A 23,401-nucleotide genomic window follows, 5' to 3' on the forward strand; every position below is an offset into this window, starting at 1 on the left:
TGCGCCTGTTTTTGTTTTTACAGGGGGGGGATCGTTATTCGTTCCGATCGTGGAGGAGATGCAGGACAAATTCCGCCGATCGCATGTATTTTCCGCTTTATTCTCTGGACCGCCTGCCGCCGGGTGCTAACATTAAGAAGCAGCCTATGGAGGGAATCTCATGCCAAAGCTCATTCAACTCTATATCCGCAACGTTGCGCTGGGGTTCGGAATCGCTGCGGTCTTCGTCGGGCTGCTGCTCTGGTTCAACGTAATGAACCTTTGGGGGCTGGTCAGCACGTCTGATGTCGGGCTTTTGGCGATTGGCATTCTTTGGTTCATGAACGGGATTGTTTTTGCCGGGGTGCAATTCGCTTGGGCGGTGATGTCACTGGCCGGCGATGATGACGCAGGGCCGCGCCGGGGAACTCCGGTGGTGAACCATTTTGAACCGATCCGGGTAAAAGCCGCGGCGCCGCGCCCGCAGGATCGCCGGAAACAGCCGCGCGACTGACCTCTGGCCCAATTCACACCATTTTGAATATAGACTGAGGTGGGCAATCGTGAGGTTGTCCGCCTTGATGTTGTGAGGGGCCTGCCATTCAGGTGCGCGCAGCGCCGAAGCTGACCCAGATCAAGGCGATAACCAGCAAATTCTGAAACATGATGGCATGGGTCCGGCTCACCGACAGGACCCCGATTCATCTATTTGGAAAGGCCATCACATGTATCGTCTTGCTTTCATCCTGCATCTATTTATCGGCTCCACCCTTGCAGGTAGCGCCGTGGTAGCGGCCTTGGCCACGGGGCAGGACAGCCTTCAGCCCATCCTGATCGCGGCAGCGCTTGGCTTTATCGCGGCCTTTCCGGTGACGTGGCTGGTCGCGCGCAAGCTTTACAACCTGCGCTGACCTGCGCCCAGCCTTACAGTTTCTTCTGAATGTCGTCGGCCGCCTGCTCAAGGGCGGTTCCGGCTTTGTTGATGTCGCGGCCCGCACCTTTTGCGGTTTCGCAGGCAGCAAGGCTCAGCAGGCTCAGGGCAATCAGGACATGTTTGATCATGGTGTACTCCATCGTTCTTTGCGTGTTGTCTAGCATCGCCTGAGATGAGCAGCCAGAGGCGGAAAGTCGCTGCTCATCGAGCTGCGCGGTTCGACAGCTTTGTTGATGGAGGTCAATGTTCTCTATTAGGTGTTCGGGGATAAGCGCGTGGCAACATGTACCGAACACGACCTATCGGGAGGATTAGACGAATGGCATTTGAGATCCGTAAAGAGGCGCTTGAGGCGCGGCGCAAGGCCCTGACAGGGCATCTGGTCGAGGTGGAGCACACGCTGGACGCGCCCATGCCCAAGGATTGGGAGGATCGATCGTCCGAGCGGCAGGGCGACGAGGTGCTGGAAAGCCTTGGCAAGGCTGAACTGGATGAACTGCGCCAGATCGATGCGGCACTGGCGCGTATCGAAAGCGGTGACTACGGTTTCTGTCAGATCTGCGGTGATGCCATTTCGGGTGAACGGCTGGACCTGCTTCCTGCGACACCTTTTTGCAAGAAATGCGCCAAATAAGACTGGTGACCGGGGCATAGGCGCGCGTGGCGTCGGGCGGCGCTTTCCTTTGGCGCGCGCCGGGTCTAAAGCGATCATAGCTTTTCTGACACGGAGATACCCTTATGCCCTGCGCCCTCTGTTCCGCCGACGCGCCCCTGTCCTTTGTTGAGGTTCCGGGAGGGCTGGACGGCGCCGGGGTTGAGATCTGTGCCACCTGTGCAGAGCAGATCGCCGGAGATCTTGATCCCAACCACTGGCGCTGCCTGTCATCATCGATGTGGTCGGAAGAGCCTGCCGTGCAGGTGCTGGCGGCGCGTCTTCTGGCACGTCTTTCCGATCAGGACTGGGCCCGCGATCTGGCCGAGCAGCTGTGGCTGGACGATGAAACCCGCGCCTGGGCCGACAATGTTCCGGCGGCCAGCGCCCATGTGGACAGCAACGGCGCGCCTCTGGCGCAAGGTGATAACGTTGTCTTGATCAAGGACCTTCCGGTCAAAGGGGGCGGGTTCACCGCCAAACGCGGTACGGCGGTGCGCGGTATTTCCCTGGTTCAGGACAACCCCGAACACATCGAAGGGCGGGTCGAGGGTCAGCGGATCGTTATCCTCACGAAATTCGTGAAGAAGAAGTAGATGCCGCATGGCATCAGCTCTGCAATTTCCCAAAGCCACCGTTGCCGCGCCTTCCGCGATGTGGCACAAGCAATATCAACAGACTGAACAGACGAGTTTAGCACATGACTGACTTCGCCGAACGTCGCCGCATGATGGTCGACACCCAGGTCCGCCCCTCGGATGTGACGAAATACCCGATTATCGAAGCGATGCTCGCGGTACCTCGCGAAAGCTTTGTGCCTGATGCACAACGTGAAGCCGCCTATGCGGATCAGAACATCGATCTTGGCGACAGCCGCGTCCTGCTGGAGCCGCGCACCCTGGCCAAGGTTCTGGATGCACTGGATATCCAGAACGATGAGCTGGTGCTCGATGTGGCTTGCGGGCTGGGCTATTCCACGGCTGTGGCTGCCCGCGTTGCCCAGATGGTGATCGGCGTCGAACAGGACGAGGACATGGGCCGCGATGCTCAGGATCAACTGGCCGAGGCCGGAGCTGACAATGCCATCGTGCACGTTGGTGCGTTGGCCGAAGGCGCAGCGGAACATGGTCCCTATGATGTGATCATGATCCAGGGTGGTGTCGAAGATGTTCCTTCGGCGCTGCTCGAACAACTGCGCGATGGTGGCCGGATCGCCGCGGTCTTCATGACCGGCGCGCTCGGAGAGGTGAAGATCGGCCATAAGACAGGCGGCCAGGTTTCCTGGCGTTTTGCATTCAACGCGGGCGCCCCGGTACTGCCGGGCTTTGAAAAGGTTCGCGAATTCGCACTATAACCCGCCGGTGCAGAATATTCCCGCGTCCCGGGCAGGGGGCGCGGGGTGAGGCAAACCAACCGCGGCTGGCGGCGCGGCAAACGATAAGGCAACCGATGCGAAAGAAATTCTCGGTCCGTTTTTTGAAAACGTTTGTATATGTCGGCGCAGTTGCAGCGGCGCTGGCCGCGCCAAAATCCGCGGTGGCGGACAACCTGTCGGACGCCATGATAGGCGCCTACAAAACCAGCGGATTGCTGGAGCAAAACAGGGCGCTGCTGCGCGCCACGGATGAAAGCGTCGCTGTTGCGGTGGCGCGTTTGCGCCCGATCGTTGATTTTGCGATGACCGCAAGCCACCGCTACAGCCGGGGCATCTCCACCTTCGGGTTCCGCGACCACGATACCAATGGGCTTGATGTCGGTGTGTCGATGGAATGGCTGCTTTATGACGGCGGGGCCTCGCGGCTGGGTCAGCTGGCGGCGCAGGAAACGGTTCTGGCCACCCGTCAAAGCCTGCTGGATATCGAACAGCAAGTTCTGTTTTCCGCCGTTCAGGCCTATGTGAACGTGCTGTTGCAGCAGGACACCGTGCGCCTGCGGGGCAACAACCTGCGTCTTCTGCGCGAAGAACTGCGCGCCGCTCAGGACCGGTTCGAGGTCGGCGAAGTGACCCGCACCGATGTCGCCCTCGCCGAAAGCCGTGTGGCAGCCGCGCAGGCCAGCCTCACCGAAAGCCAGGGCGATCTGCTGGAAGCCAAGGCGACCTATATCGAGGTTGTCGGCAACCCGATCAACGTGGTTGCAGGCCAACCGCCGCTGCCGCAGCGGGTGGCCTCGCTGCAGGCGGCCGAAAGTGTCGCCATGCGCAACCACCCGAGCCTTCTGGCGCGTCAGCATTCGGTGAAGGCGGCGCAGCATACTGCGGCCAGCAGCGAAAAGAACCTTGGCCCCAGCGTGCGCCTGCGCGCCGATGCAGGCCATACCTATGATCTGAACGGCAACGGCGACTCGGACACCTCCGGCGTCAGCCTGACCCTGTCCCAGCGGCTTTATGCGGGCGGCGGTCTTGCCGCTGCGCGGCGGGCAGATATTGCCCGGCTCGATGCCGAAAAAGGCGCGCTGATCTCCACCCAAAGGTCCGTCACCCAATCGGTGGCCGCGGCCTATGTGTCGCTCGAAGCGGCGCGGGCCAGCCTTGTGTCTTCGGTCGAGCGGGTGCGGGCGGCGCAGGTCGCATTCGAAGGGATCCGCGAAGAGGCCACGCTGGGCGCGCGCACGACGCTGGATGTTCTGCAGGCCGAGCAGGAACTTCTGGGCGCGCAGACCGCGCGGGTGCAGGCGCGGGCCAATCAGGCGCTGGCGGCCTATCAGTTGTTGCAGGCGCAGGGCCTGCTCACAGCCGAGCATCTGGGGCTCGCCGTCGAGATCTATGATCCGACCCTGTATTATAATCTGGTCAAGGACGCTCCGGCCCATATCAGCAAGCGTAGCAAGGATCTGGACCGGGTTCTGAAGGCTCTGGGCCGCGACTGACGCGCGTTCTGGCGCCGGACACCACCGGGAACAACTGAAAATTTACCCTAATTGTTGTGTGGCCGCCGTTCGGCGGCTACAGTTGTGTCACTGGCTAAAGTGGTGCTGATTATTATGTCCGAACCTGTGACACAGGCAGAAATCGAAGATGTCCTGTCCTCTATCCGTCGTCTCGTGAGCGAAGACGACAGAAAAGGGGCTGCCCGGGTCACCGGGGCTGAAGAATCTGCGTTGCCAGAGACGGAGCCAGCCGAACCACGGTCCGAGAAGGCGGCGACGCGACTTGTGCTGACGCCTGCGCTACGGGTGTCAGAGGCCAAGCCAGAGGCGGCCGACCCTATCGATACAGCATATGCGCGGGAGGTACCCCCTGAGGGTACCGACAGCAGCGCCAGTTCGATTCCCGCGGTGGAAGTCGAAACAGACCTCGCCTCGGTGGCCACTGATGAGACAGACGCAGGGGCGGTGGGGCAGGCCGTTGAACTGGCAGAAGAAACACCGGCAGAGGAAGCCCAGAGCACTTCCGATGAGGATGCCACTGATGCGGGGGAAGATGCGCCCTGGAAAGATCCCTGGGCGACCCTCTATCAAGCGGCGGGCGTAACCGGAGTTGAAGGCTTTCAGGATGCTTCTGATGAGGTAGAGGCGCAGTCTGAAGCCTCCCTGTCCGATGCAATGCTGGAAGAGACTGACCCAGCTGACCGGGTGTTCGCCGTTGTGCAGAAAATTACGGAGCTAGAAGCCAAGGTTGCGCGCTCCGAAGAGCAATGGGAGCCAGACGGCAGGTCCAGCGACCCCTATGCAGGCACCAACGTTGAAACGCTGCAATGGCAGGATCATCACGACGAGGATCCGGCATCTGAAGAGACAGCGGAAGAGGTGGTCTCCTGGCCCGAAAGCGAGGCCACCGCAGATACGGCTGAGGATGCAGGCCCAGAGTTCGGTCCGGCAACCGAGACTGAGCATGCAGACCCGGCGCGCGGCATTGCCGAAGAGGCCATCACCGTCGAAACGCTGGGCGCGCTGACCGAAGAGGACAGCTATCTGGACGAAGACAGCCTGCGCGAGTTGGTGGCCGAGATCGTTCGCGAAGAATTGCAGGGCGCGCTTGGTGAGCGCATCACCCGCAACGTCCGTAAACTGGTGCGCCGGGAAATCCACCGGGCGCTGGCCGCACAAGACCTGCTCTAACCTCCTGCGCTACGGCATTAGGTGGCATTGGTTGCCTCCTGAGTTACGGTCATGTCCCGTGTAAGCGGCGCCCCTGCCGAACATCAGGGCAGAGCGCTCCCGCCCGGATCGGGCATTTTTCAATTCCCCTCTCCCGTTGGGTCGGGCGCCGGGCTGCGCACGGCGCGGTCGCGCTCTGGCGCGGGCTGCTGCGCCTATGTGCGGGCGCTGACGGGCTGTGACAGCTGAAGCAGTTGATCAAGATCCATGTAGCGCTCCAGATGCGTCGCAAGGTCATCCAGAGCGGCATCAACGCCATCCTCGTAGGAGGTGCGGCTTTCGTGCCCCAGACCAGCCAGAAAGGCAGCACGGAAGGCGTCAGAACTGAACAACCCATGCAGATATGAACCGCGCACACGTCCATCCGGAGAGGCGGCGCCCTCGGCCCGGCCATCGACGCTGAGCCAGGGGCGGTCTGTATCGGGGCCACTGGTGCGTCCCATGTGGATCTCGTAGCCAGAGACCGGCAGGTTACCGTCCCGCGTGGTGGCCTCGCTCAGGGTCACGCGCTTGTCGCCCACCATGGTCGTATGCACGTCCAGCAGGCCAAGCCCGGCCACCTTGCCGGGGCGGCCGTCGACACCCTCCGGATCATCGATGGTTTGGCCAAGCATCTGATAGCCGCCACAAAGGCCCAGCACATGACCACCGCGCCGGTGGTGTGCAAGGATGTCGATGTCCCAGCCTTGGGCGCGCAGGAAGGTGAGATCGCCAATCGTGGATTTGCTGCCGGGGATCAGTACCAGATCCGCATCGCCGGGCAGGGCGCGCCCGGGGGGCACGATCTCGACCGTCACATCAGGTTCGGCGGCCAGCGGATCCAGATCATCGAAATTCGCCATCCGCTCCAGCTGTGGCACCACCACCTTGCAGGCGCCGCCCGCGCGGGAGGCGATGTCCATCATATCCTCGGCGGGCAGTTTCCAGGCGTCCCAGAACCAGGGAACAACGCCCAGTGATGGCCAGCCGGTGCGGGCCACGATATCGTCGCGCCCGCCGTCAAACAGGCTCAGATCGCCGCGAAACCGGTTCACGGCAAAGCCGACGATGCGTTCCAGATCCGCAGGCTCCAGCACCGCCTTGGTACCGACGATCTGCGCGATGACGCCGCCGCGGTGAATGTCACCCACCAGCACCACCGGCACCTCTGCCGCGCAGGCAAAGCCCATGTTGGCGATGTCGCGCGGGCGCAGGTTGGTTTCCGCCGGAGAACCGGCCCCTTCGATCAGCACCAGATCGGCGTCAGCTGCCAGGCGGTAATAGCTGTCGAGTACAGCCTCGAGCAGCCCCGATTTATCGCGCATGAAGGATCCGGCGCCCTGGGTTCCGCGCCGTTTTCCCTGAACGATAATCTGCGCGCCGGTATCGGTTTCGGGCTTCAGCAGCACCGGGTTCATATCCGTATGCGGCGCGCGCATGGCAGCGCGGGCCTGCAGGGCTTGCGCGCGGCCGATTTCGCCACCTTCGGGGGTGACAGCCGCGTTGTTCGACATGTTCTGCGGTTTGAACGGCGCCACCCGCAGGCCGCGCCGCGTATAGGCACGCGCCAGCCCCGCAACCAGAAGCGATTTTCCGACATTGCTGCCGGTGCCTTGGATCATCAGTGCCCGTGCCGTCATGCGCCTGCCCCACCGCTCACACTCGTTCGCGCAGACAGTTGCAATGTGGGCGGGCGCAGGTCAACGGCAATCGAAGGCATTGCCTGATCGGATGGCCGGGCAGGGGCCTGCGGAAGCTGTGCGAAGATATTGGGGGGGCAGGAGGTGCACACCAGGTGCACAGGAGGTGTACGGAAAGCGCAGGCGAAAAAAAGCGGAGCCACAAAAGAAAAACGCGCCCCCCAGGACGCGCTTTTCTGTGTCTCAATGGCAGCTTAGATCAGGCAGCTTCGGCCTGTGCAGCATTGCGGCGCTCGCTTTCTTCACGCGACAGTGCGACCGAAGTCCGCACGCCACGACCGACGAATTCCATCAGCCCTTCGACCACGCGCTCGTTCGGGTCGATCCCGGCGCAGGAAAGGACTTCACGGCCATCGCGAGAGCGCGCCCACCGCGCGATCTGCTCGGGGCCGTTCCCGTATTTCTTGTCGTCAGCGATGGCGTCGTCCAATGCGGCCAGCACCACGGCGGCAAAAAGTTTGCGTGCGCGGTTGCCTTGCTCGTTATTGTAAGCGGTGCCGTCAACGAAATCTCGCATCCCGTTTCCTTTGTTGTTCTTGCTATTGCAATTTCGGCGTGGCGCTCCTTATGACGGAACTATGACGATTCGGATAGCCCGTAGATGCATAGCTTTCATGCGATTTGTGCATAGCTTGCCGGGGGTGCCCACGAGATATCGTTGTCTTGCCAGCCGAGTCCACGCCAGATATAGGGGCAGTTAAGAGTTCATCAACCACCCGAGAGGGATTTTTCCGATGCCCAAGATCAACGGTAACGAAATCCGCCCTGGCAATGTTCTGGAGCACAACGACGGTCTGTGGGCCGCTGTGAAGGTCGATCACGTCAAACCCGGCAAGGGCGGCGCCTTTGCTCAGGTCGAGCTGCGCAACCTGCGTAACGGCTCCAAGCTGAACGAGCGGTTCCGCAGCGCCGACAAGGTCGAACGTGTGCGCCTTGAGCAGAAAGACCAGCAGTTCCTGTATGAAAACGACGGCATGCTCGTGTTCATGGATACCGAGACTTATGAGCAGATCGAACTGCCCGCCGATCTGCTGGGGGATCGTCGCCCGTTCCTGCAGGATGGCATGACCATCGTTGTCGAGTTCTACGAGTCCGAAGCTCTGAACGCCACCGTGCCGCAGAAAGTTACCTGCAAGATCGTCGAAACCGAGCCGGTTGTAAAAGGCCAGACGGCTGCGAATTCCTTCAAGCCCGCGATCCTTGATAACGGTGTCAAAGTCATGGTGCCGCCCTTCGTCGGTCAGGACGAGATGATCGTGGTGAACACCGAAACCATGGAATACTCCGAGCGCGCCTGATCCGGCCTGCTGCATTGAAGCTATAATGCCCCGCGCAGTCCTGCGCGGGGTTTTCTTTTGCATAACGTCTTTGCGTTCTTTGCGGTCAGTCGAGCGACAGGCTGAAGCCGCAGACATCCATCATCTTGCCATAGGCCGCCGTGAACCCGGCGAGAGAGGCGTGGAAGATGGTGCGTCCGCCCGCCTCGATCACCATGCTGCTGCCCTTTTTCATGGCCTTCAGGACCGGCCGGTTGTTGGGCAGGTTGATCGCGGCCTCGGCGTGCGCAAGACCTTCATTCGTGAGCGTGACGAAGGCGGCGCCGGAAAAGATGGTGCCGGTGTCGACGCGGAACTGGATGACCTGACCGTCCTGCATCTGCGTGGTGTAATGGCGCGGCGCGGTTTCGCTGATCACCGGGTATGGATAGAAATCCGGCGGGCCGACATCGCCGTCCGACACCTCAAGGCGCAGCACCGGGTCGCCATCGCCGCCGGTCGAGGCCGCACAGGTGCGGCGCAGGTCTTCGCCAGTGTCGATCTGTTTGCTCCAGACGCGCCAGTCCTTGTATTCCCAGTAATCGGCTGCACCTGCCTGCAGGGGCAGGCTGGTCAGGGCCAGCAGAAAAATCGCACGCATTTGAGTAATCCCTCAGTGATACCGTCGCCGCCATAACATGCCGACGTCTGAGTAACTAAACCCAACAGGTTAAATGAGGCTTGCGTGCTATAGGGCCGCCTATTCGGACCAGGAGAGCCGGGCCTCGCCCGCCTGCAAGTCTTTGTCCCTGGCACGGTCATAGCGCAGATAGGCAATTGCCTTGCCACCGCTTTGCGTGAAAAGGGTGCCTGCGGCCTTGTCTCCGGCGGTGATATCGGTGCCCACGGGGGCAGAACCTTCGATTTCCACGATCTGCAGCCCCTTACGCAGCTCGGTCTTGTGTTTCATCCGGGCGGTCACCTCTTGCCCGACATAGCAGCCCTTGCGGAAATCGACCCCGTTTAGCGCCTCGAACCCGGCCTCAAGGATATAGCTGTCCGGCGTCAGTTCGACGCCGCTTTCGGGTATGCAATGGGCGATGCGCAGGGCATCCCAGTCGCTGCCGTCATCGCCGCCCTCGGCGCCATAAAGGCGCCAGCCCATATCCGGGTGGCGCGGATCGGCAAAGGCGCCTTCGGGGGCGGGGCCGGTGCCTCGGCGCACCTGCAGATCTGTGACCTCGATCTGAACATCTGCACGCAGGCGGTACATCGACAGGCGTTTCATCAGCCCTTCGGCCAGATCCGCATCTACATCCAGCAACACATCTGCACCGTCAGGTGCCAGAAAGAAATCGGCCAAATATTTGCCCTGCGGCGTCAGCATCGCGGCATAGACCAGCACGTTCTGGTCCAGTTTTGCGACATCGTTGGTGACCAGCCCCTGTAGGAAGTCACGGGTGTCGGGGCCGGACAGGCGAAGAATTGTGCGGGCACTCATGTCTGTTCTCCAGTTGATGGGGGCGGATCAGCAGATCACCATGTTCTTGTTTCAGCAAGTGATATAGAAATCACAGCCGAGTTGAACAGGAAACTGCCCATGCCCGCTCCGATCAGTATCGTGATCCCGACACTCAATTCCGAGGCGGAACTGCCCGGCTGCCTTGAGGCGCTGATGGAAGGGTTGGCCTCAGGACTGATCCGGGAGTTGGTGATCTCGGATGGCGGATCGCAGGATCACACGGCCACCATTGCCGAAGAGGTCGGTGCCGAACTGCAGAGCGGCGCGCCGTCGCGGGGCGGACAGCTGCGCCGGGGCTGCGAAGCGGCACAAGGCGACTGGCTGCTGATCCTGCACGCCGATACCCGACTGTCCGCGGGCTGGAGCGATGCGGTGTCCCGCCATCTGGAGCAGGGCGAAGGCAGGCCGGGGTATTTCCGCCTGGCGTTCCGGGCCCGGGGGCTGCGCCCCGCGCTGGTTGCAGGCTGGGCGAACCTGCGGGCGCGCCTGTTTGGTCTGCCCTACGGCGATCAGGGGCTGCTTGTGCGCCGCAGAGATTATGAGGCAATGGGCGGCTACCCCGATCAGCCATTGATGGAGGATGTTGCCCTGTCGCTGCGCCTGAAGGGTCTTGTCGAGATCCCGGTTCAGGCGCGGACCTCGGCCGCGCGATACGAGCGCGACGGCTGGCTGCGGCGCGGCGCCCGCAATCTCTGGACACTCGCGCGTTATGCCCTTGGCGTCAGCCCAGAGCGGCTGGCGCGGGCCTACCGCAAATAACCCTCTGCTTCTTTACCGGAAGACCCGGCGCCAGACTCGCCGGAACAGACCGGATTGATCCGCAGACTGCTGCGCCGCCAGAGGCTGCGCCATATTGAGGTCTTCGCGTTCTACCAGCGTCTTGCCGTCCTGGAATTGCAGGCGATAGAGATCGGCGTAGATCCCACCGCGCTCCAGCAGCTCGGCATGGGTGCCCTGATCCATCACCTCGCCGCGCTCCATCACCACGATCTTGTCCGCGTTGCGGATGGTGGACAGGCGGTGGGCGATGACCAGCGTGGTGCGCCCGCCCGACAGCCGGTCCAGCGCCTGCTGCACGACCTTTTCCGATTGCGCGTCCAGCGCCGAGGTCGCCTCGTCTAGCAGCAGCACTGGCGTGTCGCGTAGCAGGGCGCGCGCGATCACCACCCGCTGCCGCTGCCCGCCTGACAAGGCAGAACCGCGCGGCCCAACAAGCGTCTCAAGACCATTGGCCAGCTTGGGCAGGAAGTCAGACACATGGGCGGCGTCTAGGACTTCTTTCAGGCGCTCCTCGCTAACATCCGTGCGTCCCAGAAGGATGTTTTCCCGCAGGGTTTCATCAAACAGCAGCGCCTCTTGTGAGACCACCGAGAACAGGCCGCGCAGGTCCTCGAAGGCGAGATCGCCCACCGGGGTGCCGCCAATGGTGACCAGTCCGGATTGCGGATCGACCAGCCTTGTCAGCAGGTTGAAAATGGTGGATTTACCGGCGCCCGAGGCCCCGACAAGCGCCGTGGTCTTGCCCGGCTCGGCGATCAGCGACAGATCCTTCAGGATCGTGGTGTCGCCATAGTTCAGTGTGACGTGATCCAAACGCACCTCGGGCAGGCCCTTTGGCGCGGCCACGGGCTTCACCGGCGGCAGCAGCTTGATCGGCGCGTCCAGCAACTCCTTGATGCGCTCCATCGCGGCGGCGGCGCTTTGCCAGGTGCCACTGATGGAGGCGAGGCGGCGCATCGGGTCAAAGGCCAGACCGATGGCGGTGAAAAAGCTCATGAACTGGCCGACAGTCTTTTCGCCGCTAATGATTTCCTGCCCGCCGTACAGAACCACGCCCATGACACCGAGACCGGCCATGATATCGATCATGCCGGTGATCGAGGCGGTGCCAAAAGAGGCGCGCACTTCGGAGCGCACGAATTGGTCCATATGGGTGCTGAACCGGCGCGCCTGATACTGTTCCAGGCTGTTCAGCTTGATCGGCACGATGCCGTGGAAAATCTCGTCCAGCCGCGTCGCCAGCGAGGCACCAAGATCGCGCGCGGTGGCGGCTTTCTTGCGGACATAGCGTTGCAGCGCCGAGATCGGCAGCAACAGGAGGGGCAGGCCGATCAGCATGATCGCGGTCCAGCGCCAGTCGACGCTGATGGCAACGCCAAGGACGGCCACCATCTGTGCCATGTCGCGGCCCGCACCGGTGATCAGCGCCTGCCAGACCTGATTGATCGCCATGACGTCGCTTTGAACGCGCTGGATCAGGAAGCCCGGTGGGTGCACCTGGTGAAAGGCCGGATCCTGCCGGATCAGCCGGTCCAGCATGTCCTTGCGCATGTGCGCAGCCGAGGTCTGCGAGATCTTCGACAGGATGACCTTTTGGCAGACGCTGGCGACACCGCGCAGGGAAAAGATGATCAGAAAGGCCAGGCTGACCCAGAACAGGGCGTCGGAATTTCCGGCGACAAAGACCAGATCGAACATCGGCTGCATCATGTAGCTGAGCGCACCAACAGTGCCGCCTTCGATCAGCATAAAGATCACCGCAAGGCCCAGCAGGCCCATGTAATGGCGCAGATAACCGCGCCACAGCCAGATGATCAGCTCTTTCGAGGAGGTGTGTTTGCGGGTCATGCAGGACGGTTCCGGCTGGTGTATTTGCAGGATGTGCGGGTCATGCGGCGCTTTCTGTTTTTGACCCGGGCCATTTAAGCAGCTGAGGCTTTAGGCGCAAGCTTTGCGCCATGCCCGGTTGATGGGCAGTCCCGCTGCACTGCACCCATTGTGGAATTGACCTTCCTCTGCCGCATTGTACTGTACCGGAAATTTGAGCGCGAACCGGCCCCAGGCCCAGGGTTCCATTGCAGGGAAGATCAAAAATGAGCGGGACTTTAAACCTATCGGCAGGGCGATCCTATCTGGCGATCCCGGGACCTTCGGTGATTCCGGATCAGGTGCTGCAGGCGATGCACCGTCCGTCACCCAATATCTACGCGGGCGAGCTGGTGGATATGACCGCGACACTGATCCCGGATCTACGCCGGGTGGCGCGCACGAAGCATCACGCGGCGATCTACATTTGCAACGGTCATGGCGCCTGGGAGGCTGCCCTTTCGAATGTGCTGCAGCCGGGGGACAAGGTGCTGGTCCCGTCCTCGGGGCGGTTTGCTATCGGTTGGTCGGAAATGGCTGAGGGGCTGGGCATTGACGTGGAGGTCATCGACTTTGGCAACCATGCGCCCTGGGATCTGGCCCGTGTGGCCGAGCGGCTGAAGGCGGATACCAGCCATCAGATCAAGGCGGTGCTGGGGGTGCATGTCGATACCTCCAGTTCGATCCGTAACGACGTACCCGGCCTGCGCGGGGTTCTGGATGCGGAGCAGCACCCGGCGCTGTTGATGGCCGATTGCATCGCCTCGCTGGGCTGTGACCGGTTCGAGATGGACGACTGGGGCGTCGATGTCATGGTCACCGGCAGCCAGAAGGGACTGATGGTCCCGGCGGGGCTGGCCTTCGTGTTCTTCAACGACAAGGCCGCCACGGTGCGCGCCGCGATGCCGCGGGTCAGCCGCTACTGGGACTGGACCCCGCGCGCCAACCCGGAAGAGTTCTACCAGTATTTCGGCGGCACCGCGCCGACCCATCATCTTTATGGGCTGCGGGCCTCGCTCGACATGATCCATGCCGAAGGTATCGAAAACGTCTGGGCACGGCATGCGCAGCTGGCCCGTGCGATCTGGGCGGCGTGTGAGGCCTGGGGGCAGGACGGACCCATGGCAATGAACGTGACCGATCCCGCGCTGCGTTCTCATGCGGTGACGGCACTGCGTCTGGGCGGATCGCGCGCGACGCAGCTGCGGGAGTGGCTGGAGCAGACCCTGGGGCTGACATTGGGGATCGGCCTTGGCATGGCGCCGCCGCGCAGCCCGGAATGGCACGGGTTCTTCCGGCTGGGCCATATGGGCCACCTGAACGGTCACATGGTCATGGGGCTTCTGGGCGGTATCGAGGCGGGCCTGCGCGCCCTTGATATTCCCCACGGCGCCGGGGCGCTGGATGCGGCGGCTGCAGTTCTGTCCGAAGCCGGGCAAAAGGCGTCCTGAGAGGGCGTGAACCAAAACAGTTGATCAGACGGGGTCTTGTCCCCGTCTGAGGTCAGGCTCGCGTTTCAGGTTCTCATCTCGAGGCGCGTGATCATGTGGTTGATCAGCGCGGCCAGTAGCAGCACCGGCACCATGCCGTAGAGCAGCCAGAGGGTGAAAAAGATCCACGGCATGTTGATGACGGCAAAACGCAGGGTGGTTTCCAGCAGATCCGGTGCCTGCGCCGCCGCCTGACGCGGCTGTTTCCGTGCGGTTTTGTCCTGTTGCATGATGCAGTTCCCAAACGCGATGTGACGTGGTTCGGGCTCAAGACTGACATAATTCGGTGAATGCGGCGTAAAGCGCCCTGCGGCCAGTCGGTCGCAGGGTTTGATCCCCTTCGATCAAGCCTGCCGTGCGCGCTCCAGCGCGATGGGCAGCGCCTTGGCAAAGGCATCCAGATCCTGGGGACGGCCACAGCTGACACGGATGCAACGGTTTTGCGGCGCGGCGAAGGGCATGCGTACAAAAACGCCCTGATCCACCAGCCCGTCCAGTACCGCCTTGGCAAAGGCTCCGTCCTGTCCACAATCAATAGCAACGAAATTGGTGGCTGAGGGCAGGGCAGTCAGCCCGTTCTCACTGGCGATCTCTCCAATGCGGGTCCGGGCCACTGCGATCTCATTCGTCACATGCGCAAGCCAGTCCTGATCCAGCAGCGCCGCCAATGCGCCCGCCTGCGCCATGCGGTTCATGCCGAAATGGTTGCGCACCTTGTTGAAGGCCGAAATCAGATCCGCCTGCGCCATGGCATAGCCAACGCGGGCGCCCGCCATGCCATAGGCCTTGGAAAAGGTGCGCATGCGGATGACGCGGGTATCGTTGATGTCGATCGGCGCTGCGGTGCCTTCGGGCGCGCATTCCACATAGGCTTCGTCCAGCAACAGCAGGCAGCCATCGGGCAGGTGATCCAGTGCGGCAACGATATCGGCGCCGCTGTGCCAGCTGCCCATCGGGTTGTCGGGGTTGGCAAGGTAGACCAGCTTGGCATCGACCTCCGCAGCCTTGGCAAACAGGGCCTCGGGATCTTCGTGGTCGTCGCGATAGGGGACCGTGTGCAGTGTGCCGCCAAAGCCCGCGACGTGGTAATTAAATGTCGGATAGGCGCCCAGCGATGTCACTACGTGATCGCCGCTGGTCACCAGCATGCGTACCAGATAGCCAAGCAGCCCGTCGATGCCTTCGCCGACCAGAATATTCTCAGGCGCGACGCCGTGGAACGTCGCGAGTTCCATGCGCAGATCATAGCTTTGCGCGTCGCCGTATTTCCAAATCTCGCCCGCTTCGGCCTGCATCGCGGCGATCGCCTTGGGCGAGGGGCCGAAGATATTCTCATTGGCGCCAAGGCGGGCGGCAAAGGGCGCGCCGCGCTCACGCTCCTGCGTTTCGGGGCCAACAAAGGGCACGGTTGCAGGCAGGGACTGGGTAAGCGGGGTATAACGAGGTGTGGTCATGCGGGCAGATAACGTGAACCGGCCCGCCGCATCAAGTGGGCATGGCGGCAGCGAATGTCGCAGGTTCTGCGGGTGGCAAGCCTTGCAGAGGGCGCCTGGGCAGCGCAGACTGGCGCCAGTTTTGGGAGAATTTAACGATGCGCATTTTTCTGGGCGTGCTGGCGCTGGGGCTGGCCTACCTTCTGTTCTGGCCGGTACCGGTCGAACCTGTGTCCTATGACCCGCCCAAGGGGCCGGGTTTTACCGGAGAGTTTGAGGAAAACACCGCCCTTGAGGGCGCGCAAAAGGTGGTCCTGCCCAATGGCGCCATCGGTCCCGAAGATCTGGCGGTGATGCCGGATGGGACGGTCTACACCACCGATCTGGACGGGAACCTTTATCGCATTGATGGCGACCAACCCGAATTGGTGGAGGCGCTGGGCGGGCGGCCGCTGGGGCTGAAGGCCGGGCCGGATGGCGCGCTTTATATCGCCGACAGTTTCCGTGGCATCATGCGCTGGAACGGCCCCGGCACGCTGGAAACCCTGGTGAGCGAGATTGACGGTGCCCCGGTGATCTATGCCAACCAATTGGATGTGGCGCGCGATGGCACGATCTATTTCTCCAATTCCTCGGACCGGTTTGATCCGGAGACCATGGGCGGCACCAAACCCACCTCGGTGCTGACCGTCTGGGAACAGTCCGACACGGGCTACGTGGCCCGCCGCACCCCCGATGGCACGGTTGAGAAAATCGCCACCGGGTTTGTCTATACCAACGGTGTTGCCCTGTCGCCGGATGAGGATTTCCTGCTGATCAACGAAACGGGCCGCGCCCGGGTGCATCGGTTGTGGTTGACCGGTCCCAACGCCGGGCAGCAGGAACTGTTTCTCGGCAACTTGCCGGGCTATCCGGATAACCTTGAGGCGCAGGGCGATGGCACCTTCTGGCTGGCCTTTGCAAGCCCGCGCGTGCCGTCCGAAGTGCTGATGCCCTATCCCTTCCTGCGCAAGGTGCTGTGGCGGCTGGGACCGAAGGTGCGCCCGGCGCCGATCCATCGCGGCATGATCATGCAGTTCGATGCGGATGGTAACATTCTACGCACCCTGCAGGATCCTGCGGGCGGGCTGGGGATCACCACTGGCGGGCGCATTGTCGGCGACCGGCTTTATGTGATGACGCTGGACAGTGACAGTTTCGCGCGGCTGCCGGTGGCGGATCTGCCGCCGATCCTGCGCTAGGCCGGTTCGTCCCGATCCAATCTGCCCCGGCGTTAGTCTGGATCGCGGCGGCGTTGCGGTGCAGTCTGGCGCAAACCGAAAGCAGGAGGAACCGCAGATGGCACGGGTATCCGTCGAGTACAAAGACCACATCGCCCATGTGACGCTGACGCGCGGGGACAAGATGAACGCGCTGGACGATGAGATGATCAAGGGGATCATCGCCGCTGGGCACGAGGTCGCCGCCTCCAAGGCGCGGGCCGTGGTGCTGGCGGGGGAGGGTAAGGCGTTTTGCGCCGGGCTTGACCTGATGAGCTTTGCCAAGATGGGGCAGATGGATCCCGAAGAATGGCTGATGGCCCGCAGCTTTGACGATGCAAACGAGGTGCAGGAGGTTGCGATGGCCTGGCGCCGGGTACCGGTGCCGGTGATCGCGGCCGTGCAGGGCGTCTGCTTTGGCGGCGGTTTGCAACTGGCGCTGGGCGCGGATATCCGCATCGCTGCGCCGGATGCGCGGTTTTCGGTGATGGAGATGAAATGGGGCATCGTCCCCGATATGGGCGGCATGGCGCTGTTGCCCCGGCTGCTGCGCTCGGACGTGCTGCGCCGCCTGACCTATACCGCCGAAGTGTTCGAGGCTCCGCAGGCGCTGGACTGGGGGCTGGTGACCGAAGTGTCCGACGATCCCCTTGCCTCTGCGCAGGCGCTGGCGGCAGAGATCGCAGGCAAGAACCCCGAAGGCATCCGCGCGGCCAAACGGCTGATCGGTGTGGCCGAAACCGCCGATCAGGCCGCAGTGCTGATGGAGGAAAGCCGCGAGCAAGTGGCCCTGATCGGCACGCCCAACCAGATGGAGGCCATCGCAGCGCAGATGCAGAAACGCCCGCCGCAGTTCAAGGACTGATAGGCGCGCCCTGAGGCGGCAACCGCGCCTTGTGCAACAGCTTGGGCCAGATGGCATTGACCGCGGTGAGATCCTGAACCCCGAGCCCGGACAGGCAGGCGATGCTTGTCCGCTCAGGGTTCTTGCAAGTACCTGCCTTCAGCGCCGCGCCGATCTCGGTCAGATCCGTCGCGGCCATCAGTCCGGATCGGATCGCACGGTGCGGCGCGCCAAAAGCCAGGCCTGACGCGTGCGCATCGACAAAGACCTGCGCCTGCGACAGGGCCACGGGATCAATTTCGCATTTGGTTTCGTCGTCTGATCCGACCGAAGTGATATGTTGGCCGGGGCTGAGCCAATCGGCATGGATCAGCGGTTGTTTTGCTCCGGTGGCGGTCAGGATCACATCGGAGGACCGGGCGGCCTGTTCCAGATCATCGGCGACCTCAAACCGCACCCTGGCAAAGTGTGCCTGCAACTTATCCACCAGCGCCTGCGCCTTTGCCCGCACCCGCCCCCAGACCTGAACCGAGGTCACGGGACGTACCAAAAGCAGCGCCTCAACCTGCAGCCGCGCCTGCGTGCCGGTGCCGATGACGACGGCGTGTTGCGCCCGGTCGGCGACCAGAAGATCGGCCACGACCGCGCCAGCGGCGGCGGTCCGGTAATCCGAGATCAGATGATCATCTTGCAGGATAGCAACTGGCCTGCAGGTCTGGCTGTCGAACACCACAATCATTCCGCTCGACGGCGGTGCGCCGATGTTGGCGAGATCCTGCGACCATCCCGCCATCTTGACCGTGAAAATGGGGCAGCCTGCAAGCGTCGCGGATTTCACATGAATGTCTGCGCCCGGTGATGGGTAGAGCACCTGGACAGGCGCTGTTGCCGTCCCGTCGGACAGCGCGCGAAAGGCCTGTTTCGCGGAGGGTATCAGATCCGCGACAGACATATGGGGGCGAATATCCTCTGCGGTGTAGATCGGGATCATGGCGCGCTGATCTCTCCGGTTCCGACAAAGGCGACCTCGCCCGCAACGGTGACATGGCTGATGGCATCAGGGGTGCCATAGGGGGTCACGAGCAGGGCGCTGGGCCGTCCAATGTAGTGGCCTTGCGTCAGGGTAAAGGTGTAGTCCGCCTGCACAAGTCCATGTTTCAATGCATAGGCGCCGATGACGCCACCGGCACTGCCGGTGGCGACGTCCTCAAGCAGACCGTCGTTGTTCCAGTGGCGGCCTTCGAAGCTCTTGGTGTCGAAAAGATAGGCGAATTCGGCGCCAACGGTCCGCAGCCTGTCCTCAAGATCAGGAACCATGATCCGGGCCTCACGTAGTCCGCCGGTCACGGGGACCACCAGGTACTTCAACCCCGTCGATATGATCTCAAGTGGCAGAGGCGACAGGTAGTCGGGGGGTAGGTTGAAGGCTTCGGCGAAGGCGGTGCGGCTGTCGTCCGGCACGGTGCCCAGGAAGTCGGGCTGTCCCTGATTCAGCGTTCCGAAATAGCGTCCGGCGCGGGCCATGGTGGTCACGCGCACTGATCGGTTGCCCTGCAGGGTGAAGGTCCAGGATTTTTGCCCGGGCGCCCCGCATTGCATATGAAGGCTACAGGCCGCTCCGATGATCGGATGGCCAGCAAAGGGCAGTTCCTCACTCAGGTCAAAGACCCGCGCTTCGATCTGGCCTTCGGTTTCCGTCAGGAAGATGGATTCGAAATGACGAAGCTCCTGCGTCATGGTCAGCATCTGTGCGGCGCTGAGGCCCGCACTATCGGGAAAAACCGCAAGACTGTTGCCGGAGTAGGGGCGGGATGCGAAGACATCACAATGGACAAAGTTGTAAGAGCGGTTGCACTGTGACATGACTGACCTGCATAGTGGAGAATCTATATAGATGATTGACTATACGTCTGCTGATTTGCTGTCAACGGCCGCCGCGTTGAAGGCGCTGGCCAATGAGAACCGGCTGCAAATTCTGCACTGGCTCAGCGATCCGGAGCGGCATTTTCCGCCACAGGAGGATGGTGATCTGGTCAGAGACGGGGTCTGTGTAGGGTTCATCACCGAGAAGATCGGGCTGCGACAGCCGACGGTGACGAACCATATGCGAATCTTGCAAGAGGCCGGGCTGGTGACCAGCAAGAAGATCAAGAACTGGGTGTTTTACAAACTGGTCCGTAGCCGGGCCGATGCCATCCTGGCCGACGCCGCCCACCTGTGGGAAGAACCGGAATAGGCCACAAGCCACAGGGGCAGTGATCGCACTGCGGGATATTGAGACGGATCAAGGACGCCAGGAGGGAAACCGATCAGACAAGGCCTATGAAATCGCTATTTCTCATACTGCTTTACGTTGCTGTGGTCATATCGCCGCTTGTGGTCTCTGCGATTTTCGGGGGACCGCCGCGCTCTTTCGGGGCTGAACTGGGCACCGGGCTGGGGATGCTCGCCTACGCCATGATCCTGGCCGAATTCGTCTTGTCTGGCCGGTTCAGGCGGGTGTCGTCCGAGATCGGTATGGATGTGACCATGCGGTTTCATCAGGTCATGGCGCGGGTGGCGCTGGTGCTTGCGCTGCTGCACCCTTTTTTCTACGGCGGCAGCCTTGTCGGCGGGCAACGGCCCTGGGATCAGACGCGGGTTTTGACCGTGACGACCGATTTTTCCGCCCTGTCGACCGGGATTGTCGCCTTCCTGCTGCTGCCCGCACTGGTGGCGTTGGCTGCCTTTCGCACGCAGCTGGATTACAAGTACGAGACCTGGCGCCTGATGCACGGGGTTGGCGCGGTGCTGATCGCCGGTGCCTTGCTGCATCATGCTCTGGCAGCGGGGCGTTACAGTGCTGACCCTGCCATGGTCTGGCTCTGGGGTGGGATGACCGCCGTGGCGGTGGGATCGCTGGTCTGGGTCTATGTGGTTGAGCCGCTGCGGGCGCGGCCCTGGCGGGTGGCCAAGATCAAACGCCTGACGCCCCGGCAATGGGGCCTGACCCTGAGGCCGGAAGGGCACGATGGGCTGCGCTACAAGGCCGGGCAGTTTGCCTGGCTGAACATTGGTCACTCGGCCTTCTCGCTTGATGAAAACCCGTTCTCGATCAGCTCCGCCCCGGCTGCGGGGGCAGAGGTCTCTTTCGTGATCAAGGAACTTGGCGATTTCACCGGTTCTCTGGACCAGGTGAAGCCGGGTATGCGCGCCTATCTGGATGGTCCCTATGGCAGCATGTCGGTTGAGGGGCGGTCAGAGCCGGGGATTGCATTGATCGCGGGCGGCGTTGGTATCGCACCGATGCTGAGCATTCTGAACCAGATGCGCCTGACCGGGGATTCGCGCCGGGTCCGATTGATCTACGGCAACCGCCTTGAAGAGCAGATCGTGTTCAGGGAGGACCTGCCGCGCGAGGATACGATTCTGGTACTGTCAGAGCCACCTGTGGGCTGGCAGGGGGAGACCGGGATGATCGGCCCAAACCTGTTGGATGGGAGTTTCACGGATGATGAGTTTGCAGAGTGGCTGTTCGTTCTCTGCGGGCCGCCGATCATGATGGATACGGTCGAGGATCACCTGATCGCACGTGGCGTCTCATCCGGCCGAATCCTGTCAGAAAGGTTCGACTATGGCTGAGTTCCTGCGAAACCGACCAATGCGGCGCCGGGTGGCTCTGGCGATCCGGGCGGTGGTCATTGTGGTCCTGTTGGCGCTGCTGGTCTTTGTCCTGCGATAGGGTGGAGCGCCCTTGTCAGTCCAGATCCGTCCAGGGCCAGGGTTTGACCTTGCTGGCGGCGGTCTGATAGCGCGCCGCCTTTGCTACCCAGATGCCAAGGTCCGTGCCGAACTCTGCCAGCCGTTCGTTTGGCTGCTTGTTGTTGAGCAACATCACCACGAACTGAATGACAGTCACCACGCCCAGCACCGTCTGCGCCAGTGAGATCAGGACGGCGATGATCAGCATGTAGATCAGCCGTGTCAGCAGGCCATCCTCGCCCTCGGGCTCAAATTGTTCGCCGTGCAGACGGCCGTCAATCTTGTCGTCGTCACTTCGTGCCATCGTAAATCCCGCTGGGTGGTTCCTGATGCAAATCATCATGCCCGTGGCTGTTGCCCGGAGCTGCAATACTAGAAACAGGATTTCACATCCGGGACAAAAGGAAAAGGCCGCGCCTGATATCAGACGCGGCCCGGATCTTTTGCCGTTAGCGCGCCTTACAGCGACGCGTCATAGATCTTGGAAATATTCGCGCCAAGGGCGGCATTATACTCCGCATCGCTCATCGACACATTCAGACCTTCGGTCAGCGCGCGGCTGAAGGAGGCGATCATCTTGGGGTTCTGGGACAGTTTCGCGCAGGCATCGTCGGTGCTGTAGCCGCCGGACAGGGCAACAACGCGCACCACCTCGGGGTGGTCGGCCAGATCATCATAAAGACCGGCTTCGGTCGGGATGGTCAGCTTCAGCGCAACCTTGGTGCCGCTCGGCAGGGCGTCTAGCGCGGCTTTCAGCTCGGTCTTCAGGATGGCTTCGGCTTCGGCCTTGGTCGCGGAGTGGATGTCGACCTCGGGCTCGATGATCGGAACCAGTCCGGCGGCGGCGATCTGCTTGCCCACTTCGAACTGCTGGGCGACCACATTCTTGATGCCGGTTTCGTTGGCTTCCTTGATGACCGAGCGCATCTTGGTGCCAAAGATCCCCGCTGCCACGGCCCGCGCCAGAAGCGCGCCCAGATCAGGCATCGGTTTCATCATCTGGGCGCCGTCCTGTTCGTCGGCCAGACCCTTGTCCACCTTCAGAAAGGGCACTACGCCGCATTTTTCCCACAGGTAGGTGGGGACCTGAATGCCATCAATTGCATTGTCCATCGTCTTTTCGAACAGGATCGCGCCAAGGATCTTGTCGCTGTTGAAATCCGGCGCGGTGATGATCCGGGCGCGCATTTTCTGGATCTCGCCAAACATCTCATCATCGTTCGAATAGGCGTCTTCCATCACACCATAAAGCGCCAGCGCCTTGGGGGTGGAGCCGCCCGACTGATCCAACGCGGCGATGAAGCCCTTGCCCTTTGCAATACGGTCAAACTGTTCCTGCTTGGTGGACGTCTCTTGCGCCATGGGTCGGGATCTCCGCGAATATCTGTTGGACTATTTCCAACCGTCTATACCGTGCCCGTGAACAGAAACAACTGGCCTGTCATACGGTTGCGCTAACAGTGTGAGCGATTGCGCTAACGGAAGAAGGATTTACGCGCATCCCGCGCCATGCCCCAGCGCAGTTCCAGATCCGCGATACGGGCCATGGCTGCGCGGCGCTCCTCTGCATCGGTCAGTGTGGCGTATTCCGCCCGGGCTGCGTCGAGTTCTTTCTTGAGCGTGAATTCTTCGGGAACCGCGCCTGCCTCGGCCATCACCCGCAATCCCGCCGCTAAACCGGGATCAACCAGTTCCTGTCCGGTGCGGTCGGGTAGGGGTTTGCCTTCGCCCTCAAGCCCCGCATGAGTGGCAGAATGGGGTGGACCGCAGCCAGTTGCAAGAACGGTATAGTGTCGCGGGGACTGTGCAGGGAGAAATGCAAAACGGCAGACGTTTAGGTCTGCCGTTTGCTGAATTTGGTTTGTCAC

At 62.0% G+C, this 23,401-nt stretch carries 27 protein-coding genes; 14 read left to right on the top strand and 13 right to left on the bottom strand.

What is annotated here, in order from left to right; genetic code table 11:
* Window positions 1-160 precede the first annotated feature (160 nt).
* Window positions 161-493, top strand: a complete 333-nt coding sequence (locus C6W91_RS11520) for a hypothetical protein (RefSeq protein WP_274836015.1) — start codon at window positions 161-163, stop codon at window positions 491-493.
* A 211-nt stretch (window positions 494-704) separates the two neighbouring features.
* Window positions 705-890: a CTP synthetase gene (locus C6W91_RS11525; protein WP_065270898.1), complete on the top strand. Its 186-nt coding sequence runs from the start codon at window positions 705-707 to the stop codon at window positions 888-890.
* Window positions 891-903: 13 nt separating this feature from the next.
* On the opposite strand, the gene C6W91_RS11530 is transcribed toward C6W91_RS11525, so the two are convergent.
* Window positions 904-1,041, bottom strand: a complete 138-nt coding sequence (locus C6W91_RS11530) for an entericidin A/B family lipoprotein (RefSeq protein ID WP_116560370.1) — start codon at window positions 1,039-1,041, stop codon at window positions 904-906.
* Window positions 1,042-1,232: 191 nt separating this feature from the next.
* Here C6W91_RS11530 and C6W91_RS11535 point away from each other — a divergent pair, with 191 nt between their 5' ends.
* The 5 genes from C6W91_RS11535 to C6W91_RS11555 all read left to right on the top strand — a co-directional run bounded on the left by C6W91_RS11535 (window position 1,233) and on the right by C6W91_RS11555 (window position 5,624).
* Window positions 1,233-1,547 carry a TraR/DksA C4-type zinc finger protein gene (locus tag C6W91_RS11535; RefSeq protein WP_274838314.1) on the top strand — a complete coding sequence of 105 codons (315 nt, stop codon included), beginning with the start codon at window positions 1,233-1,235 and terminating at the stop codon, window positions 1,545-1,547.
* A gap of 104 nt (window positions 1,548-1,651) precedes the next feature.
* Window positions 1,652-2,161 (top strand): PhnA domain-containing protein, encoded by a 510-nt coding sequence (locus C6W91_RS11540; protein ID WP_370570837.1) that lies wholly within the window; start codon window positions 1,652-1,654, stop codon window positions 2,159-2,161.
* A 104-nt stretch (window positions 2,162-2,265) separates the two neighbouring features.
* Window positions 2,266-2,919 carry a protein-L-isoaspartate O-methyltransferase gene (locus tag C6W91_RS11545; protein ID WP_274828264.1) on the top strand — a complete coding sequence of 218 codons (654 nt, stop codon included), beginning with the start codon at window positions 2,266-2,268 and terminating at the stop codon, window positions 2,917-2,919.
* 95 nt (window positions 2,920-3,014) lie between these two features.
* The gene (locus tag C6W91_RS11550; RefSeq protein ID WP_274838313.1) at window positions 3,015-4,433 is read left to right on the top strand and encodes a TolC family outer membrane protein; all 1,419 of its coding nucleotides are present in this window, start codon (window positions 3,015-3,017) and stop codon (window positions 4,431-4,433) included.
* Window positions 4,434-4,547: 114 nt separating this feature from the next.
* On the top strand, window positions 4,548-5,624 hold the full coding sequence (locus tag C6W91_RS11555; RefSeq protein WP_370570839.1) for a hypothetical protein: 1,077 nt from the start codon (window positions 4,548-4,550) through the stop codon (window positions 5,622-5,624).
* A 194-nt stretch (window positions 5,625-5,818) separates the two neighbouring features.
* Here the strand turns inward: C6W91_RS11555 and C6W91_RS11560 are convergent, their stop codons facing one another.
* Window positions 5,819-7,282 carry a cobyric acid synthase gene (locus tag C6W91_RS11560; protein ID WP_370570840.1) on the bottom strand — a complete coding sequence of 488 codons (1,464 nt, stop codon included), beginning with the start codon at window positions 7,280-7,282 and terminating at the stop codon, window positions 5,819-5,821.
* Window positions 7,283-7,541: 259 nt separating this feature from the next.
* Window positions 7,542-7,859, bottom strand: coding sequence for a DUF6280 family protein (locus tag C6W91_RS11565; protein ID WP_065270891.1), 318 nt, complete (start codon window positions 7,857-7,859; stop codon window positions 7,542-7,544).
* A 217-nt stretch (window positions 7,860-8,076) separates the two neighbouring features.
* Here C6W91_RS11565 and efp point away from each other — a divergent pair, with 217 nt between their 5' ends.
* The gene (efp, locus tag C6W91_RS11570) at window positions 8,077-8,640 is read left to right on the top strand and encodes an elongation factor P (RefSeq protein WP_065270890.1); all 564 of its coding nucleotides are present in this window, start codon (window positions 8,077-8,079) and stop codon (window positions 8,638-8,640) included.
* An 85-nt stretch (window positions 8,641-8,725) separates the two neighbouring features.
* On the opposite strand, the gene C6W91_RS11575 is transcribed toward efp, so the two are convergent.
* Entirely contained in the window at window positions 8,726-9,259 is a 534-nt protein-coding gene (locus tag C6W91_RS11575) for a hypothetical protein (protein WP_370570841.1), read from the bottom strand.
* A 99-nt stretch (window positions 9,260-9,358) separates the two neighbouring features.
* Window positions 9,359-10,099: a folate-binding protein YgfZ gene (locus C6W91_RS11580; protein ID WP_274867306.1), complete on the bottom strand. Its 741-nt coding sequence runs from the start codon at window positions 10,097-10,099 to the stop codon at window positions 9,359-9,361.
* Window positions 10,100-10,198: 99 nt separating this feature from the next.
* Between C6W91_RS11580 and C6W91_RS11585 the strand changes: the two genes are divergently transcribed.
* Window positions 10,199-10,879 carry a TIGR04283 family arsenosugar biosynthesis glycosyltransferase gene (locus C6W91_RS11585; protein ID WP_370570842.1) on the top strand — a complete coding sequence of 227 codons (681 nt, stop codon included), beginning with the start codon at window positions 10,199-10,201 and terminating at the stop codon, window positions 10,877-10,879.
* Between the two features lie 12 nt (window positions 10,880-10,891).
* Here C6W91_RS11585 and C6W91_RS11590 read toward each other — a convergent pair whose 3' ends face one another.
* On the bottom strand, window positions 10,892-12,748 hold the full coding sequence (locus C6W91_RS11590) for an ABC transporter ATP-binding protein (RefSeq protein ID WP_370570843.1): 1,857 nt from the start codon (window positions 12,746-12,748) through the stop codon (window positions 10,892-10,894).
* A gap of 245 nt (window positions 12,749-12,993) precedes the next feature.
* Between C6W91_RS11590 and C6W91_RS11595 the strand changes: the two genes are divergently transcribed.
* Window positions 12,994-14,217: an alanine--glyoxylate aminotransferase family protein gene (locus C6W91_RS11595; protein ID WP_274836007.1), complete on the top strand. Its 1,224-nt coding sequence runs from the start codon at window positions 12,994-12,996 to the stop codon at window positions 14,215-14,217.
* A gap of 65 nt (window positions 14,218-14,282) precedes the next feature.
* Here the strand turns inward: C6W91_RS11595 and C6W91_RS11600 are convergent, their stop codons facing one another.
* Both C6W91_RS11600 and C6W91_RS11605 read right to left on the bottom strand, forming a co-directional pair.
* Window positions 14,283-14,486, bottom strand: a complete 204-nt coding sequence (locus tag C6W91_RS11600; protein WP_274828273.1) for a histidinol phosphate aminotransferase — start codon at window positions 14,484-14,486, stop codon at window positions 14,283-14,285.
* Window positions 14,487-14,600: 114 nt separating this feature from the next.
* On the bottom strand, window positions 14,601-15,710 hold the full coding sequence (locus C6W91_RS11605) for a pyridoxal phosphate-dependent aminotransferase (protein WP_370570844.1): 1,110 nt from the start codon (window positions 15,708-15,710) through the stop codon (window positions 14,601-14,603).
* A 137-nt stretch (window positions 15,711-15,847) separates the two neighbouring features.
* Between C6W91_RS11605 and C6W91_RS11610 the strand changes: the two genes are divergently transcribed.
* Window positions 15,848-16,930 (top strand): SMP-30/gluconolactonase/LRE family protein, encoded by a 1,083-nt coding sequence (locus tag C6W91_RS11610; protein ID WP_368997661.1) that lies wholly within the window; start codon window positions 15,848-15,850, stop codon window positions 16,928-16,930.
* 97 nt (window positions 16,931-17,027) lie between these two features.
* Window positions 17,028-17,813, top strand: a complete 786-nt coding sequence (locus C6W91_RS11615) for a crotonase/enoyl-CoA hydratase family protein (RefSeq protein WP_370570845.1) — start codon at window positions 17,028-17,030, stop codon at window positions 17,811-17,813.
* Here C6W91_RS11615 and C6W91_RS11620 read toward each other — a convergent pair.
* Both C6W91_RS11620 and C6W91_RS11625 read right to left on the bottom strand, forming a co-directional pair.
* Window positions 17,803-18,783, bottom strand: coding sequence for an ornithine cyclodeaminase family protein (locus C6W91_RS11620; protein ID WP_370570846.1), 981 nt, complete (start codon window positions 18,781-18,783; stop codon window positions 17,803-17,805). The genes C6W91_RS11615 and C6W91_RS11620 overlap by 11 nt on opposite strands.
* Window positions 18,780-19,655 carry a PhzF family phenazine biosynthesis protein gene (locus C6W91_RS11625; protein WP_370570847.1) on the bottom strand — a complete coding sequence of 292 codons (876 nt, stop codon included), beginning with the start codon at window positions 19,653-19,655 and terminating at the stop codon, window positions 18,780-18,782. The genes C6W91_RS11620 and C6W91_RS11625 overlap by 4 nt, the downstream gene beginning before the upstream one ends.
* 31 nt (window positions 19,656-19,686) lie before the next feature.
* Here C6W91_RS11625 and C6W91_RS11630 point away from each other — a divergent pair, with 31 nt between their 5' ends.
* On the top strand, window positions 19,687-20,028 hold the full coding sequence (locus C6W91_RS11630) for a helix-turn-helix transcriptional regulator (protein ID WP_274832433.1): 342 nt from the start codon (window positions 19,687-19,689) through the stop codon (window positions 20,026-20,028).
* A gap of 86 nt (window positions 20,029-20,114) precedes the next feature.
* Window positions 20,115-21,413 carry a ferric reductase-like transmembrane domain-containing protein gene (locus C6W91_RS11635; protein ID WP_370570848.1) on the top strand — a complete coding sequence of 433 codons (1,299 nt, stop codon included), beginning with the start codon at window positions 20,115-20,117 and terminating at the stop codon, window positions 21,411-21,413.
* A 115-nt stretch (window positions 21,414-21,528) separates the two neighbouring features.
* On the opposite strand, the gene C6W91_RS11640 is transcribed toward C6W91_RS11635, so the two are convergent.
* The 3 genes from C6W91_RS11640 to C6W91_RS11650 form a co-directional block, all read right to left on the bottom strand.
* Complete coding sequence (locus C6W91_RS11640) at window positions 21,529-21,837, bottom strand: DUF4389 domain-containing protein (protein ID WP_370570849.1); 309 nt, start codon at window positions 21,835-21,837, stop codon at window positions 21,529-21,531.
* 155 nt (window positions 21,838-21,992) lie between these two features.
* Window positions 21,993-22,895 carry a fructose bisphosphate aldolase gene (locus C6W91_RS11645; protein ID WP_370570850.1) on the bottom strand — a complete coding sequence of 301 codons (903 nt, stop codon included), beginning with the start codon at window positions 22,893-22,895 and terminating at the stop codon, window positions 21,993-21,995.
* Window positions 22,896-23,008: 113 nt separating this feature from the next.
* Window positions 23,009-23,401, bottom strand: coding sequence for a DnaJ family domain-containing protein (locus tag C6W91_RS11650; RefSeq protein WP_370570851.1), 393 nt, complete (start codon window positions 23,399-23,401; stop codon window positions 23,009-23,011).

This window comes from Phaeobacter sp. SYSU ZJ3003 (assembly GCF_041300735.1).
Taxonomy (GTDB): domain Bacteria; phylum Pseudomonadota; class Alphaproteobacteria; order Rhodobacterales; family Rhodobacteraceae; genus Phycobacter; species Phycobacter gallaeciensis_A.